The sequence below is a fragment of the Streptomyces sp. P13-3-3 genome (assembly GCF_050571355.1).
Classification (GTDB): domain Bacteria; phylum Actinomycetota; class Actinomycetes; order Streptomycetales; family Streptomycetaceae; genus Streptomyces; species Streptomyces althioticus.
The window spans coordinates 293,730-308,825 of record NZ_CP192229.1 but is presented as its reverse complement, the minus strand read 5'-3'; the positions used below and the strand labels follow the sequence as shown (position 1 = coordinate 308,825).

16 protein-coding genes are annotated in these 15,096 nt (G+C 73.6%); 9 read left to right on the top strand and 7 right to left on the bottom strand.

What is annotated here, in order from left to right:
- The first annotated feature begins 28 nt into the window (after positions 1-28).
- Positions 29-1,402 carry an NAD(P)/FAD-dependent oxidoreductase gene (locus tag ACQZOG_RS27805; protein ID WP_037643599.1) on the top strand — a complete coding sequence of 458 codons (1,374 nt, stop codon included), beginning with the start codon at positions 29-31 and terminating at the stop codon, positions 1,400-1,402.
- Positions 1,403-1,463: 61 nt separating this feature from the next.
- Positions 1,464-3,695 (top strand): FUSC family protein, encoded by a 2,232-nt coding sequence (locus ACQZOG_RS27800; RefSeq protein ID WP_033276398.1) that lies wholly within the window; start codon positions 1,464-1,466, stop codon positions 3,693-3,695.
- 483 nt (positions 3,696-4,178) lie between these two features.
- Here the strand turns inward: ACQZOG_RS27800 and ACQZOG_RS27795 are convergent, their stop codons facing one another.
- The 4 genes from ACQZOG_RS27795 to ACQZOG_RS27780 all read right to left on the bottom strand — a co-directional run bounded on the left by ACQZOG_RS27795 (position 4,179) and on the right by ACQZOG_RS27780 (position 6,417).
- The gene (locus ACQZOG_RS27795; protein WP_261674578.1) at positions 4,179-4,610 is read right to left on the bottom strand and encodes a hypothetical protein; all 432 of its coding nucleotides are present in this window, start codon (positions 4,608-4,610) and stop codon (positions 4,179-4,181) included.
- A 28-nt stretch (positions 4,611-4,638) separates the two neighbouring features.
- On the bottom strand, positions 4,639-4,860 hold the full coding sequence (locus ACQZOG_RS27790) for a DUF5133 domain-containing protein (protein ID WP_033276400.1): 222 nt from the start codon (positions 4,858-4,860) through the stop codon (positions 4,639-4,641).
- A 40-nt stretch (positions 4,861-4,900) separates the two neighbouring features.
- On the bottom strand, positions 4,901-5,755 hold the full coding sequence (locus ACQZOG_RS27785) for a SigB/SigF/SigG family RNA polymerase sigma factor (RefSeq protein ID WP_033276401.1): 855 nt from the start codon (positions 5,753-5,755) through the stop codon (positions 4,901-4,903).
- A gap of 218 nt (positions 5,756-5,973) precedes the next feature.
- Complete coding sequence (locus ACQZOG_RS27780) at positions 5,974-6,417, bottom strand: ATP-binding protein (RefSeq protein ID WP_033276402.1); 444 nt, start codon at positions 6,415-6,417, stop codon at positions 5,974-5,976.
- A gap of 145 nt (positions 6,418-6,562) precedes the next feature.
- Between ACQZOG_RS27780 and ACQZOG_RS27775 the strand changes: the two genes are divergently transcribed.
- The 3 genes from ACQZOG_RS27775 (at position 6,563) to ACQZOG_RS27765 (ending at position 9,129) form a co-directional block, all read left to right on the top strand.
- Positions 6,563-6,793 carry a hypothetical protein gene (locus ACQZOG_RS27775; RefSeq protein ID WP_033276403.1) on the top strand — a complete coding sequence of 77 codons (231 nt, stop codon included), beginning with the start codon at positions 6,563-6,565 and terminating at the stop codon, positions 6,791-6,793.
- A 57-nt stretch (positions 6,794-6,850) separates the two neighbouring features.
- Positions 6,851-8,317 (top strand): aminotransferase class I/II-fold pyridoxal phosphate-dependent enzyme, encoded by a 1,467-nt coding sequence (locus ACQZOG_RS27770; protein WP_430741926.1) that lies wholly within the window; start codon positions 6,851-6,853, stop codon positions 8,315-8,317.
- Positions 8,318-8,673: 356 nt separating this feature from the next.
- Positions 8,674-9,129: a cyclic nucleotide-binding domain-containing protein gene (locus ACQZOG_RS27765; RefSeq protein WP_033276405.1), complete on the top strand. Its 456-nt coding sequence runs from the start codon at positions 8,674-8,676 to the stop codon at positions 9,127-9,129.
- Positions 9,130-9,183: 54 nt separating this feature from the next.
- Here the strand turns inward: ACQZOG_RS27765 and ACQZOG_RS27760 are convergent, their stop codons facing one another.
- Together ACQZOG_RS27760 and ACQZOG_RS27755 are read right to left on the bottom strand one after the other, a co-directional pair.
- Positions 9,184-10,482 carry an MFS transporter gene (locus tag ACQZOG_RS27760; protein ID WP_191879912.1) on the bottom strand — a complete coding sequence of 433 codons (1,299 nt, stop codon included), beginning with the start codon at positions 10,480-10,482 and terminating at the stop codon, positions 9,184-9,186.
- Positions 10,483-10,553: 71 nt separating this feature from the next.
- On the bottom strand, positions 10,554-11,174 hold the full coding sequence (locus ACQZOG_RS27755; protein WP_401454289.1) for a LysE/ArgO family amino acid transporter: 621 nt from the start codon (positions 11,172-11,174) through the stop codon (positions 10,554-10,556).
- Between the two features lie 70 nt (positions 11,175-11,244).
- Between ACQZOG_RS27755 and ACQZOG_RS27750 the strand changes: the two genes are divergently transcribed.
- The gene (locus tag ACQZOG_RS27750; protein WP_033276408.1) at positions 11,245-12,141 is read left to right on the top strand and encodes a LysR family transcriptional regulator ArgP; all 897 of its coding nucleotides are present in this window, start codon (positions 11,245-11,247) and stop codon (positions 12,139-12,141) included.
- Here ACQZOG_RS27750 and ACQZOG_RS27745 read toward each other — a convergent pair.
- Positions 12,107-12,844, bottom strand: coding sequence for a TetR/AcrR family transcriptional regulator (locus ACQZOG_RS27745; protein WP_033276409.1), 738 nt, complete (start codon positions 12,842-12,844; stop codon positions 12,107-12,109). The two genes, ACQZOG_RS27750 and ACQZOG_RS27745, sit on opposite strands and share 35 nt — an antisense overlap.
- Positions 12,845-12,984: 140 nt before the next feature.
- Here ACQZOG_RS27745 and ACQZOG_RS27740 point away from each other — a divergent pair, with 140 nt between their 5' ends.
- The 3 genes from ACQZOG_RS27740 to ACQZOG_RS27730 all read left to right on the top strand — a co-directional run bounded on the left by ACQZOG_RS27740 (position 12,985) and on the right by ACQZOG_RS27730 (position 15,089).
- Positions 12,985-14,205 (top strand): saccharopine dehydrogenase C-terminal domain-containing protein, encoded by a 1,221-nt coding sequence (locus ACQZOG_RS27740; RefSeq protein WP_058915519.1) that lies wholly within the window; start codon positions 12,985-12,987, stop codon positions 14,203-14,205.
- Positions 14,206-14,312: 107 nt separating this feature from the next.
- The gene (locus tag ACQZOG_RS27735) at positions 14,313-14,570 is read left to right on the top strand and encodes a WhiB family transcriptional regulator (RefSeq protein WP_033276411.1); all 258 of its coding nucleotides are present in this window, start codon (positions 14,313-14,315) and stop codon (positions 14,568-14,570) included.
- A gap of 168 nt (positions 14,571-14,738) precedes the next feature.
- Positions 14,739-15,089: a DUF488 domain-containing protein gene (locus ACQZOG_RS27730; protein WP_203551335.1), complete on the top strand. Its 351-nt coding sequence runs from the start codon at positions 14,739-14,741 to the stop codon at positions 15,087-15,089.
- Positions 15,090-15,096 lie beyond the last annotated feature (7 nt).

The window sequence follows — 15,096 nt, the reverse complement described above, 5'->3', positions numbered from 1 at the left end:
GGCGGACCGCCTGAAGCCGCACGAAGGGATGGACATCGTGACACGACCCAGGATCCTCGTGGTAGGCGCCGGTTTCGCCGGTGTGGAGTGCGTGCGGCGGCTGGAGCGCAGGCTCACTCCGGGCGAGGCGGAGCTGACGCTGGTGACGCCGATGTCCTACCAGCTGTACCTGCCGCTGCTCCCCCAGGTCGCCTCCGGGGTGCTGACGCCCCAGTCGATCGCGATCTCCCTGCGGCGCAGCGAGAAGTACCGGACCCGGATCATCCCGGGCGGCGCGATCGGCGTGGACCTGCGGGCCAAGGTGTGCGTGATCCGGACCATCGCCGGGGACGTCGTCGACGAGCCGTACGACTACATCGTGCTGGCGCCCGGCAGCGTCACCCGCACCTTCGACATCCCGGGCCTCACCGACCACGCCTTCGGGCTGAAGTCGCTGGCCGAGGCCGCCTACCTGCGCGACCACGTGATCTCGCAGCTGGACCTGGCGGACGCCTGCACCGACCCGGCGGAACGCGCCTCGCGGCTGCAGTTCGTGGTGGTCGGCGGCGGCTACGCCGGCACCGAGACGGCGGCCTGCCTGCAGCGTCTGACGCACGCCGCCGTCAAGCGCTACCCGCGCCTGGACCCGGGTCTGATCAAGTGGCATCTGATCGACATCGCGCCCAAGCTGATGCCCGAGCTGGGCGAGAAGCTGGGGCGCAGCGCCCACGAGATCCTCACCCGGCGCGGCATCGAGATCTCGCTGGGCGTGTCCATCGCCAAGGCGGGCGCCGAGGAGGTCACCTTCACCGACGGCCGGGTGGTGCCCACCCGCACGCTGATCTGGACCGCCGGCGTGGTGGCCAGCCCGCTGATCGGCACGCTCGACGCCGAGACCGTACGGGGCCGGCTCGCGGTGAACGCGGACATGCGGCTGCCCGGGCACGACGGGGTGTTCGCGCTCGGCGACTCGGCCGCGGTGCCGGACCTGGCCAAGGGCGACGACGCGGTGTGCCCGCCGACCGCGCAGCACGCGCTGCGGCAGGGTCGGCACGTCGCGGAGAACGTCATCGCCGTCCTGCGGGGCCGGTCGACCCGGCCGTACATGCACCAGGACCTGGGGCTCGTGGTGGACCTCGGCGGCACCGACGCGGTGTCCAAGCCGCTCGGCTACGAGCTGCACGGCCTGCCCGCCCAGGCGGTGGCCCGCGGCTACCACTGGTCGGCGCTGCGCACCGGGGTGGCCAAGACCCGGGTGATGACCAACTGGCTGCTGAACGCGGTCGCCGGCGACGACTTCGTGCGCACCGGTTTCCAGATGCACCGGCCGGGCAGCCTGCGCGACTTCGAGTACCTGGACGCCTACCTGACACCGGAGCAGGTGCGGGCGCACGTCGAGGAAGCGGGCCGGGCGGCTCGGTGACCCGGCGCACGGAGGCCGGGGCGACGGACGGAGCGGTGACGACGGGGGAGCGTGCGCGGGCGTGAAGGTGGCAGGACGCCGGTCGGGCACAGGGCTGCGCGACCACCTGGCGGCGTCCGATCCCGGATTGCTGCGGCTGACCGCCGGGCTGCGCACGGTGGGCGCCATCGCCGTCACCCTGGCCGTGCTCGCCCCGGTCGGCGCGGACATGACCCATCTGGTGGCGGGCGCGATGACGTCGATGGCCGCCACCTTCTCGATCCGGGAGCGGCGGCGCGGGGCCCAGGCGGTCACGCTGGCGCTGGGGCTGCCGGTGGCGGTGGCGTCGGTGTCGCTGGGCGCGCTGCTCAGCCAGCGGGTGGTGGTGGGCGACGTCTTCGCCGTCGCCCTGATCTTCTGCGCGGTGTACGGCCGCCGGTTCGGCGACCGCGGGATGACGCTGGGGCTGGTCGGCTTCCAGATGTACTTCGTGTCGCTGTTCGTGGGCGCGACGCCCGAACAGCTCCCCGCGCTGTGGGCGGTCATGGCGGTCGGGTTCGCGAGCAGCGCCCTGGTGCGGTTCGCCGTCGTGCCGGTGACGCCGACCGGGCTGCTGGCGCGGCTGCGGCAGGCGTTCCGGGTACGGCTGGCGCGGCTGGTGTCCGCGCAGATCGCGCTGCTGGACGCGGGGCCCGACGAGGCCGACAAGGCGCTGGAGGAACTGCGCGAGCGGACCGCGCGGCTGCACGAGACGGCGCTGATGATCCAGAGCCGGCTGGAGGAGGGCACCCCCGACGAGCCGACGGCGCGGCTGGTGCAGCGGCGCGTCGCCGACGCGGAGATCGCCGCCGAGCGTCTGGGGCTGCTGCTGCTGTCCGCCCGCAGCGCGGAGCGGGCGGACACCCTGACGCTGCACCTGCCGGGCGCCCCCGCGCCGGAGGTGGGGCGGCTGCCGGGCCCCGAGGAGGCGACCGCGCTGCTCCGCCGTGACCTGCGGGCGCTGCGCGCGCTGGTGCTGCGGACCGGGACGGCGGGGGCGGGCGTCGCGCAGCTGCGCAACCGGCTGCTCGGCTACCGCGACGAGGAGAACCTCCCGGCCGCCTCCCCGCCGGTGCGGGACGTCTTCCGCGGCATCGGGGAGGCGGCCCGTGCGGTGATGGGACTGCGGATCGCCCTGGACGGGCCGCAGGACGAGTCGGACGACAGTCCGGCGACGGCCAGGTCCCGGGAGGAGCTGGACGCCGAGGACGCCGCCATCGACGCCGAGGAGGCGGAGGAGACCGAGGAGCCGAAGGGGTTGCAGCGGCCCACCACGCGGGCGGCCGTGCAGGTGTCCGTCGGCTCGACGCTGGCCATCGTCGGCGGGGAGCTGCTGTCCACGGACCGCTGGTACTGGGCGGTGCTGACCTGCTGGATCGTCTTCATCAACACCGCGTCCACCGGGGAGATCCTGGTCAAGGGCTACCGGCGGCTCCTCGGCACGGTGTTCGGCGTGGTCGCCGGGATCCTGCTGGCCGGGCTGGTCGGCGGGAACACGGTGCTGGCGTTCGTGCTGGTGCTGCTGCTGATCTTCGCCATGTTCTACACGGCGCCGTTGTCGTACACCCTGATGTCGTTCTTCGTCACGGCGATGCTGGGGCTGCTGTACACCCTGCTGCACACCTACAGCTGGGAGGTGCTGGTGCTGCGGGTGGAGGAGACGGCGCTGGGAGCGGTGTGCGGGGTGGTGGCGGCGGCGCTGGTGCTGCCGGTGCGGACGGACCGGCGTACCAACGAGCTGCTGGTCACGGTCCTGGAGCGGTTGTCGGACGTCAGCGAGGCCGCCGTGACGCAGCTCAGCGGCGGACCCGCGGAGGAGCTGCTCGACAAGGCGCGGGAGCTGGACCAGGCGCTGGGCGACCTGCGGTCGGCCACCAAGCCGCTGACCCATCCGGTCACCCCGCTGCGGGCCCGGCGCACCACCGCGCGGTACGTGGTGGCCCTGCTGGAGACGTGCGCGTACCACGCGCGTTCGCTGGCCGCGACGGCCGAGCTGCTGCCGACCCACCCGTCCATCGCGGCGGACCCCCGCCTGCGGGGCGCGGCGGGCCGCACGGTCCGGAACATCCGCACGATCGCCACCCGCGTGGCCGACGACGAGGTCACCGATCCCGTCGAGACGGGTCCGAGCATCGCGTCGCTTCTCGCCGACGACGACGCGGCACGGTACGGCCGCATCACCGGGCGGGTCCTCCGCCATCTGGAGCGGCTGGACGAGGCGGTGGTGGGGTTGGCTCGTCCGCTGGACGTTCCGGTGAGGGCCCCCGAGCGCTGAGTGCGCCGTCGGCGGCGGGGAGGCTTCGTGTTGCGGCCGCGGCCGCGTGTTGGGGCCGCGGGCCCGCCTCACAGCTCAGGACTTGCCGCAGTCAGGCGGGTGCGGCGGGGTGGGGGGTGATCGCGCAGCTCCCCGCGCCCCTGGGAGGGCTGGGCCGTCGAAGCGGGTGCGGCCCGGTGGGGGGTGATCGCGCAGTTCCCCGCGCCCCTGGGAGGGCTGGGCCGTCGAAGCGGGTGCGGCCCGGTGGGGGTTGATCGCGCAGTTCCCCGCGCCCCTGGGAGGGCTGGGCCGTCGAAGCGGGTGCGGCCCGGTGGGGGTTGATCGCGCAGTTCCCCGCGCCCCTGGGAGGGCTGGGCCGTCGAAGCGGGTGCGGCCCGGTGGGGGGTGTTCGCGCAGTTCCTCGCGCCCCTGGGGGGCGCAGACGGGCGCCGCGGTCCTGGTCCGTGGATCAGGGCCCCGGCGGTGAGGGGGGAGGGAGGTGGTTCAGAAGTCCGTGGGGAGGCCGCTGGCCTCGGCGATGCCTCGCAGCTCCTCGTTCTGGCGGTGGCGGTCGCGGATGATGCCGGCGATCTCACCCAGCCGGGAGGGATCCGCCGCGGTCTCCGCGTCGGTGACCACCCGCACCGGCCCGCCGTCGTCGTCGACGTCGAGCTCGACCACCTCGTTGTCCAGGCGTCCGGTGACCGCCGTGGCGATGACCAGGGCAGCTTCGTCGCGGACCTCCTGGGTAAGCTCCTCGTCCCCGCCGTCCAGCGCGAGGTCGAGGCCCGACAGGCGGTGCTCGTCGATGGCCTCGAGGACCGGCTCCACCAGTCGGAGCAGAAGCCGGTAGTCCTCCGTGTCCATCCGCACCCGCAGCAGGTCGAGATACACGTCCACGGGGCGGTCCTCCGGGGTGAACTCGGATTCGCTCATGGGCCTCGGGTTCCCTTCCTGCGTCGGGTCACACGGCGGCAGGCGCCGCCGTGGCGGTGTCGCGTCCGTCCGGCGTCAGCCAGGCGCGGGCCCTGGCGAGCGCCATGCCCACGTCCCGGGTACCGGTCGACACGCACAGGGTGTAGGCCAGGTCGGCGATCCGCGACTCGGGAGCGGTCGCCGGGGCCGTCGTCAGGGTCTCGTACTCCTCGACCAGACGGCGCAGCACGGTGGGGTGGGGCTTGAGCATGGGACTCGCTTTCTCGGGCGGACGGTGCGGGTGGAGAGGGTCAGGCGGTGGGCCGGCCGCCGCCCCGGGCGGCGCGCTGCCCCAGCACGTCGGCGCGCACGCGGGCGCAGCTGCGGCTGATCAGGCGGGAGACGTGCATCTGGGAGATGCCCAGCCGGTCGGCGATCCGGCTCTGGGTCATGTCCTCGAAGAAGCGCATGTAGAGGATGGCGCGCTCCCGCTCCGGCAGGCGCCGCAGCCCCTCCTTGGCCGACTCGCGGTCGACCACCACGTCGTAGGAGGAGTCGGAGGCGCCGAGGGTGTCGGCGAGGCTGTAGCCGTCGTCGTCGGTGGAGAGTTCGGCGTCCAGGGACAGGGTGCTGAAGCTCTCCAGCGCCTCCATGCCGGCGGACACCTCCTCCTCGGTCAGCCCGGTGTGGGCGGCGATGTCCGCCACGGACGGCTCGGGGCTGCCGGGGTTCTGGGTGAGCTCGCGGCGGGCGACGCGCACCTTGTTGCGCAGTTCCTGGATCCGGCGGGGCACGCGCAGCGCCCACATGCGGTCCCGGAAGTGGCGCTTGACCTCGCCGGTGATGGTGGGGACGGCGTAGCTCTCGAAGGCCCCGCGGCTCGGGTCGAACCGGTCGATGGCCTTGACCAGGCCGAGGGCGGCGACCTGGCGCAGGTCCTCGATGGACTCGCCGCGGTCGCGGAAGCGGCCGGCGATCCGGTGGGCCATGGGCAGCCAGGCGGTGACGAGCTCGTCGCGGACGGCTTCCCGCTCGGGTCCGTCCTCGAGGGTCGCCAGGCGGGAGAAGAGCGTCGTGGTGTCGGGGGCGTCGTCGTGCCGCCGGCGGGTGGCGGCGGGGGTCGTTCCGGAGGAGCCGGGACGGGGTGCGGACGTGTCAATGAGCATGCGGTTCAGCTCCCGAACGGTGGTTTCAGGGATCTACCGCGGGGTGGTCGTCGCGGGACGCACGGAGGGGTCCCGGTGCGGTCGTACCACTCCCGCCGGCGCGCCTCCGGTCCGAAGCACGAACCTCCGATTGCCCCCGGTCCGGTAGAACAAACTCCACTTCTTCGCGGAAATTGCCGCAGGTCTTCGCCGGGGGCCTGAAGGGCGCCGGAACCGCCTCAGACCAGGGAGACGAGGGCGGTGATCCGCTTGCCGCCCGTGGGCAGGTCGGACACCTGGACGTCGCGGGCCAGGCGGCACACGATGGGCCAGCCGTGGCCGCCGGGGCGGCGCCGGCCCTCCCCGTCGACGGGCGGCACGGCGACGGGAAGGGCGTCGCTGCGGTCGCTGACGGACAGCAGGACCCCGGGACCGTCGACGTCGACCTCGAAGCCGGTGACTCCCCCGCCGTGCAGAATGGCGTTGGTGGTGAGCTCGGAGGCGACGAGCAGGGCGTCGGACAGCGCCTCGGTGTCGCAGGGGGTACGGGTGGCCAGACAGCGTTCGGCCACCGCCCGCAGCACTGCCTCGCGCACCTCGGCGGGCCGGGACGGGCACGGTTGCCCGGCGGGCCGGTCGCCGGGCAGTCGGACAACGGGTTCGACGAGGTGCTCCTCGCTCATGGGGCGACTCCCTGGGTCGGTGTCAACAGGAGGCGTTTTGCCTCGGACCTCCCTTTTCGGCTCACCTGTCACGGTTCGGGCAAACCTCTCGGCCCGTTTCCCGCCTGCCCCGTGACCGCACGCCCACCGCGGGTACCCGATCCGCATGACCGATGTGGTGGACTCGGACGAACTGCTGCGGCGCATCCAGCGGGCACGGGCCTGCGCGGCCCAGGAGGAGCGGGCCTGGCGGTCCCGGGGCGAGCGGCTGGGCCGGGAGGATCCGGGGGACGCCGCCGAGGAGCGGGACGCCGAGATCCGCACGGTGGCCTACGGGGTGGTGCTCCGGGTGCTGGACGAGATCCTGACGCCGGGCAGGCACGGGACGCCCGGCTGACACGGCGGCGAGGGGCCGGCCGGATTGGCGCATGAGGGGCCGGGAACCCGGCGACGCATGACTGCCGAACACCACCGGGCACCGGTTCTGGAAGCGCTGGAGGAGTACCACCGCAGCGGACGGCTGGGGTTCACGCCCCCGGGTCACAAGCAGGCGCGGGGAGCGGATCCGGCGGTGCGCGAGCTGCTGGGGGACGCGGTCTTCCTGGGCGACGTGCTGGCGACGGGCGGGCTGGACGACCGGCTGACCCGGGGCCGCGTGCTCCAGTCGGCGCAGGAGCTGATGGCCGACGCGGTGCACGCCGAGCACACCTTCTTCAGCACGTGCGGCAGTGCCCTGTCGGTGAAGGCGGCGATGCTGACGGTGGCGGGCCCGCACGAGAAGCTGCTGATCGGGCGGGACGCCCACAAGTCGGTGGTGTCGGGGCTGATCCTGTCCGGCGTGGAGCCGGTGTGGGTGGAGCCGCGGTGGGACGCCGAGCGGCATCTGGCGCATCCGCCGTCGGCCGCGGAGTTCGAGGCGGCGTTCGAGGCGCATCCGGACGCGCGCGGGGCCCTGGTGACCAGTCCGACGCCGTACGGCGCGACGGCGGCGCTGCGGGACATCGCCGAGGTGTGCCATCGGCGCGGGCGCCCGCTGATCGTGGACGAGGCGTGGGGCGCGCACCTGCCCTTCCATACGGAGTTGCCGTCGTGGGCGATGGACGCGGGCGCGGACATCTGCGTGACGAGCATCCACAAGATGGGCAGCGGACTCGAACAGGGCTCGGTGTTCCACCTCCAGGGGGATCTGGTCCCGCCGGCGCTGCTGGGCACGCGTGCCGATCTGCTCGGCACCACCAGCCCCTCGGTGCTGATCTTCGCGGGTCTGGACGGCTGGCGGCGGCAGATGGCGCTGCGCGGCGAGGAGCTGATGGGGTCGGCGCTGGCGCTGGCCGGTGAGGTCAGGGCGGCGATCGAGGACATCGACGGTATGCACGTGGACGGCCGGGACGACTACTGCGGGCCGGGTCTCGCGGACGACTTCGACCCGCTGCCGTGTGTGATCGACATCCAGGAGCTGGGCATCACGGGCTACCGGGCGGCGGACTGGCTGCGCGAGCACCGGGCGGTCGACGCCCACCTGGTCGACCACCGGCGCATCGGCGCGCAGATCACGCACGGCGACGACCGGGAGACCACCGGCGAACTGCTCTCGGCGCTGCGCGAGCTGGGGCGGGCGGCGCCCGGGCTGCGCGGGGGTCCGCGGGTCGCCGTGCCGGAGCCGGGCGAGCTGCGGATGGAGCAGGCGATGCTGCCGCGGGACGCGTTCTTCGGCCCGGCCGAGGACGTGCCGGCGGAGAAGGCCGCCGGGCGGGTCGCGGCGGAGATGATCACGCCGTACCCGCCGGGGATCCCCGCGGTGCTGCCCGGCGAGCGGCTGACCGAACCGGTGCTGCGGTATCTGCGGACCGGCCTGGAGGCGGGGATGTACCTCCCGGACCCGACGGACCCGGACCTGGAGACGGTGCGGGTCGTCGCGTAGAGCAGGCGCGGGTCGTGGCCGTAGGGCAGGTGCGGGTCGTGGCGTAGGGCAGGTGCGGGTCGTGGCGTCGGGACCGTGTGAGCGGTCGCACAGATCCCCGATTACGCGAACCTCTGGTGAATGGTTTATCGTTCACACATACGTGGTGACGGAGTCGACCAGACTCCTCCGGACACCACCGCTTACGGCCCTGGCTGGCTTCCCCCGTCCAGCCAGGGCTTTTTCATGCCCGGACACGGCCCGGCCGCGGATTTCGGACCGGGTCCGTCCGCCGAGGTGCCCCGAACGGCGGCAGCGGCTGAAATGAGTAGGGAGGGAAAGCACCCGGACCGCACCCCGGCGAGGAGCCCCGTCCCATGACCAAAGCGATCAAACTCCTGACCGCCCTCCCCCACCACCAGCGCGAGCGCCTGATGACGCTGGCCCGCGAGGTGTACTTCCCGGAGGACACCCGCATCTTCGAATCCGGAGGGCACGCCGACCGCTTCTGGGTCGTACGGTCCGGCGCCGTCTCCCTGGACCAGCGGCTGAACGAGGTGCAGCGGATCACCGTCGCCGGGCTCGGCGCGGGCGACCTGCTGGGCTGGTCCTGGCTGTTCCCCCCGTACGAGTGGGACTTCGGGGCGCTGGCGTTCACCCCGGTCCGGGCGTACGAGTTCGACGCGGCGACCGTGCTGAAGGTGTGCGAGGCGGACACCGCCCTCGGGCTGTCGCTGGTCCGCTGTGTCGCCGAGGTCCTCGCGCACCGGCTGGAGATGACCCGCGGCCAGCTGATGGAGCAGTACGCGATACGACGAGGGTTCGTGCTGTAGAACGACACGCCCCTCGCGCGGTGGAACGACACGGCCTCGCGCCGCGGACCGTGGTCAGACCCGGTAACGGCGCAGCGCCGGCATGGCCGCGGCCAGCGCCAGCATCACCACGACGACCAGGACCCCGCCGCCCGCGACGGCCGTACGAGGGCCGAAGGCGGACCCGGCGGTGCCGTGCAGCACGTCCGCGAGACGGGGGCCTCCGGCCACGACGACGGTGAAGACGCCCTGCATGCGGCCGCGCATCTCGTCGGTCGCGGCGGACAGCAGGATCGCCCCGCGGAACACCATGGACACCATGTCCGCGACCCCGGCGAGGGCGAGGAAGGCGACCGCGAGCCACAGGCTGCCGCTGAGTCCGAACCCGGCGACGGCCAGCCCCCACACCACGACCGAGCCGATCACCATCCAGCCGTGCCGCCGCGCCCGGGAGAACGTGCCGGAGAACAGCCCGCCCAGCACCGCGCCGAGCGGGATCGCGGCGAACAGCAGGCCCAGCGCGAAGCCCTCCCCGTACGGGGCGTAGGTCTCGGAGGCGAGCTGCGGGAACAGGGCCCGGGGCATGCCGAGGACCATGGCGACGATGTCGGCGAGGAACGACAGCAGCAGGACCGCGTGCCCGGAGATGTAGCGGAAGCCCTCCAGGACGCCCCGCAGTCCGGCGCTCCCGGCCTTCGCGGCGGTGAGCGGCGGCAGGGCGGGCAGGCGGTACACGGCCCATACGGTGACGCACAGCGCGAGGGCGTCGATCAGGTACAGCTCGGCCAGCCCGATGACGGGGATCAGGGCGCCGGCGAGGAGGGGCCCGGCGATCTGGCCGGTCTGCATCACGGTGGAGCCGAGCGCGTTGGCGGCGGGCAGTTCGTCCGCGGGGACCAGGCGGGCGATCGAGGCGCTGCGGGCGGGCGCGTTCAGTCCCCAGAAGGCCTGCTGGAGCGCGAGCAGCAGCATCAGCGTCCACACGGACTCCAGGCCGACGAAGGCCTGGACCCAGAACAGCAGCGAGGTGACCGCGATGCCGGTGTTGGTGAGCAGCAGCAGTCTGCGGCGGTCCATGCTGTCGGCGATCGCGCCGCCCCACAGGGCGAACACGATCAGTGGCAGCAGTCCGGCGAGGCTCGCGGCGCCGACCCAGGCGGAGGAGCCGGTGATGTCGTAGATCTGCTTGGGCACCGCGACGGCGGTGAGCTGGCTGCCGACCGCGGTGACCACGGTGGAGGCCCACAGACGGCGGTAGGCGGGGCGGCGCAGCGGACGGGTGTCCATGGCGAACCGGCGCCATCCGCGCGGCCCGCCGTCCTCCTGTTCCGCCTTCGGTGTCCGGGGTTCGGTACTGCTCTCGCTGGTGTCCACGACCGTCCTGGTTGGTGCTTACATCCACTTGGCCGGGACTCACTATGGCAGGCCGCCCGTGCGGCGCGTCCTCAGGCTCCCGCGAGGAGCGTCACGCCGAGGACGATCATGGTGGCGGCCACCAGGGCGTCCAGCACCCGCCAGGCGGCCGGCCGGGCCAGGAACCGGCCGAGCAGCCGCGCGCCGAAGCCGAGCGCGGCGAACCAGCAGAGGCTGGCCAGCGCGGCCCCCACGCCGAACGTCCAGCGCGCCGGCCCGTGGTCGGCGGCGACCGAGCCGACGAGGAACACCGTGTCCAGGTAGACGTGCGGGTTCAGCCAGGTCAGGGCGAGACAGGTCAGTACCGCCCGGCGCCGCGACCCGGCCGCCGCCACGCTCTCCGCCTCGAGACCCGTGGAGGCCGGGCGCACCACCCTGCGGGCGGCCAGGGCGCCGTAGCCGAGGAGGAAGACGCCGCCGATCCAGGCCACCACCGTCAGCGCCGCGGGCCAGGCCACCACGACCGCCCCGACGCCGCCGACGCCGAGCGCGATGAGGACGGCGTCGGACAGGGCGCAGATGCCGACGACGGCGAGCACGGCGTCCCTGCGGATCCCCTGGCGCAGCACGAAGGCGTTCTGCGCGCCGATGGCGACGATGAGGGACATTCCGGTGCCGAAACCGGCGAAGGCGGGGGCGAAAGCGCTGGTCATGGCGTCGACGGTAGGCCGGACAGAGCGGTTCAGTACAGCTAATGGTTCTTACGTACCCTTAGCCGGTGTGATGGAGGACCTTCCGCTGGACCAGGTACGGACGCTGCTCGCGGTGGTCGACGAGGGGACGTTCGACGCGGCGGCCGCCGCGCTGCACGTGACGCCCTCGGCGGTCAGCCAGCGGGTGAAGGCGCTGGAGCAGCGCACGGGAAGGGTGCTGCTGCTGCGCACCCGCCCGGTGCGGCCCACCGAGTCCGGTGAGGTGCTCGTGCGCCTTGCCCGGCAGGTGGCCCGGCTGGAGCGGGACGCGTACGCGGAGCTGGGACTGAGCGGCGCCGGGGAGCCGACGCGGGTGTCGGTCGCGGTCAACGCGGACTCGCTCGCCACCTGGTTCCTGGACGCCCTGGTCCGGCTGCCCGCCCGGTCCCGGCTCTGCTTCGAGCTGCGCCGGGAGGACGAGTCGCACACGGCGGCGCTGCTCCGCGAGGGCACGGTGATGGCCGCGGTGACCTCCTCCCCCGACCCGGTGCCGGGCTGCTCGGTGCGGCGCCTGGGGACGATGCGCTATCTGCCGGTGGCGCACCCGGAGTTCGCCGCCGAACTGCTGACGGAGCCGCTGGAGGAGTCGGTGGCGGCGGCCCCGGTGGTGGTCTTCGACCGGCGGGACGACTTCCAGGACGGGTTCGTGCGCCGGCTGACCGGGGGCCGCACGGGGGCGAGCCTCCTGCGCCATCACGTGCCGACGTCGGAGGGGTTCGCCGAGGCGGTGGCGGCGGGACTGGGCTGGGGCATGGTGCCTCAGGCGCAGGCGGTGCCGCTGCTGGAGGCCGGCCGGGTCGTGGTGTTCGCGCCGGGCCGGGAGGCCGACGCGCCCCTGTACTGGCAGCAGTGGAAGCTGAACTCCCCCGCCCTCGCGGCGGTCGCCGACGCGGTCACGGAGACGGCGGCCCGGGCTCTGCACCCGTGACCGCGAGGCCGGCCAGCTCTCGTTCCGCGCTCGCCAGCAGCATGTCCAGCGCCGTCGGGTAGGCGCTCTCCACCATGCGGGCGGCGAGCAGCGGGGCGGTCTCGGCGATGCGCGGGTGGGTGGCGGCGGGCAGCCGGGCGTAGGTCGAGCGCCACATGTCCTCGTCGGCGCGTCGTGCCGCGTCGGGCAGCGCGAGGGAGGCGGCGTCGAGGGCGGCGAACGCCAGCGTGGTGTCGATGAACGCCTGGTAGACGCGGACGGTGCCGGCGGGCGGGAAGCCCGCGGTGCGCAGGACGTCCAGCACCGCCTCGTCGGCGGCCAGTTCGTTGGCCCGGCCGGAGACCCGGCTCGCGGTGAGGACGGCCGCCTGCGGGTGGGAGACGTAGGCGGCGTGGATGCGCAGGCCGAGGGCGCGCAGGTCGTGGCGCCACCGTCCGGTGCGGTGCCAGCCGTCCAGCGCCTGGCCGATCAGCGCGTCGCCGATGGCGAGGGTCAGGTCGTCCATGCCGCGGAAGTAGCGGTAGAGCGTGCTCGGGTCGCAGTCGAGGGCGAGTCCCAGGCGGCGGGCGGTGAGGCCCTCGCTGCCGTGCTCCCGGAGCAGCCGCAGCGCCGTCTCCACGATCAGCCGTTCCGACAGCACGACCCCGCTCCTGGTCGGCCTGCGACGCCTCCGCCGCTCCTCGGGCACCACACGCTTGGCCATGTCCCCGCCTTCCCGTCCCTGCGACCCTTATGCCAACGCCATTGACCTTACGTCCCGCCCCGGCGTTTCATCACGTCAGGGGCCCCGCAGAACATTCCGGATCCACCTGGGTCCATGAGGACGAAAGGGAGTGCTCCGTCATGCGCGTACTGCTGGTGGGAGCGGGCGGTGTGGGCACCGCCGTCACCCGGATCGCGGCCCGGCGGCCGTTCTTCGAGCTGATGGTGGTGGCCGACCACGACCCGGCCAGGGCCGAGGCGGCGGTGGCGGCGCTCGGCGCGGACGGCGGCCGGTTCCGGGCCGAGCGGGTCGACGCCGGCGACGAGGCGCAGGTGACGGCGCTGCTGGAGCGGCACGGCTGCGACGTGCTGCTGAACGCCACCGACCCCCGTTTCGTGATGCCGCTGTTCGGCGCGGCGCGGGCGGGCGGCGCCGCCTACCTCGACATGGCGATGTCGCTGTCCCGCCCGCACGGCGAGCGGCCGTACGAGGAGTGCGGGGTGAAGCTGGGCGACGAGCAGTTCGCGCGGGCCGCCGACTGGGAGGAGGCCGGGCTGCTGGCGCTGGTCGGGATGGGCGTGGAGCCGGGCCTGTCGGACGTGTTCGCCCGGTACGCGGCCGACGAACTCTTCGACGAGATCGAGGAGATCGGCGTCCGCGACGGCGCGAACCTCACGGTGGACGGCTACGACTTCGCTCCGTCGTTCAGCATCTGGACCACCATCGAGGAGTGCCTCAACCCGCCCGTGGTCTACGAGAAGGACCGCGGCTGGTACACCACCGAGCCCTTCAGCGAGCCCGAGGTGTTCGACTTCCCCGAGGGCATCGGCCCGGTGGAGTGCGTGAACGTGGAGCACGAGGAGGTGCTGCTGGTCCCCCGCTGGGTGGACGCCCGCCGGGTCACCTTCAAGTACGGCCTGGGGCGCGAGTTCACCGACACCCTGCGCACGCTGCACCTGCTGGGCCTGGACCGCACCGAGCCGGTGACCGTGCCCGGCCCGGACGGGCCCGTGAAGGTCTCCCCGCGCGACGTCGTCGCGGCCTGCCTGCCGGACCCGGCGACCCTCGGCGACCGCATGCACGGCAAGACCTGCGCGGGCACCTGGGTACGCGGCACCAAGGACGGGGCGCCGCGCGAGGTGTACCTGTACCACGTGGTCGACAACCAGTGGTCGATGGCCGAGTACGGCTGCCAGGCGGTGGTGTGGCAGACGGCCGTCAACCCGGTCGTCGCGCTGGAGCTGCTGGCGACCGGCGCCTGGTCGGGGGCGGGCGTGCTCGGCCCCGAGGCGTTCCCGGCCGGGCCCTTCCTTGACCTCCTCACCGAGTACGGCTCGCCGTGGGGGCTGCGCGAGCAGTGACCGTTTCCACGCGGATCGCGCTGTTTCACCGCGACTTGACAGGTCACCCGAAAGGAAGCAAGGCATCCGAAAGGGTGCGCACCGACTTCGGACGCAGGTGACTTTCGATGGACAACTGGCGGCACGACGCGGCCTGCCGGACCGAGGACCCCGAGCTGTTCTTCCCGATCGGCACGTCCGGGCCGGCCCTGCTGCAGACCGAGCAGGCCAAGGCGGTCTGCCGCGGCTGCCCCGTGCAGGAGCAGTGCCTGGAGTGGGCCCTGGAGACGGGGCAGTCCATCGGCGTGTGGGGCGGCACGAGCGAGACGGAACGCCGCGCGCTCAAGCGGCGCATCGCGGCCCGCCGTTCGTCGGGCAGGGCCTGACGGACGAGGCGGGCGGTGCGGGAGTGACGGCGCGAGTGGCCCCCGGGGATTCTCCCGGGGGCCACTTCCGTGTGCGCCCGTCCGGGGACGACGCGGGGCGCCCCGCTCGCCGTGCCCGCGCCCGGGCACGGCAGTAGGCTCGCAGCGACCCAGGCGGAAGGGGCCTCCATGAGCGTGCGCGTGCGGCGCGTCTACGAACCGCCCGAGCCCGACGACGGGGTGCGGGTCCTCGTGGACCGGCTGTGGCCGCGCGGTCTGGCGAAGGACGCGGCCCATGTCGACGAGTGGCCGAAGGTGCTGACCCCGTCCACGGAGCTGCGCCGCTGGTACCACGCCGGCGAGGGCGACTTCGAGGAGTTCCGCGAGCGCTACGAGGCGGAGCTGGCCGGCCCGGAGGCGGCGGAGCAGCTGGAGCGGGTGCGGGAGCTGGCCGGGAAGGGCACGGTGACCCTGCTGACCGCCTCCAAGCAGCCGGAACGCAGTCACGCTGAGGTGCTGGCCCGGCTGCTCTCGGAATGAGGCGGCG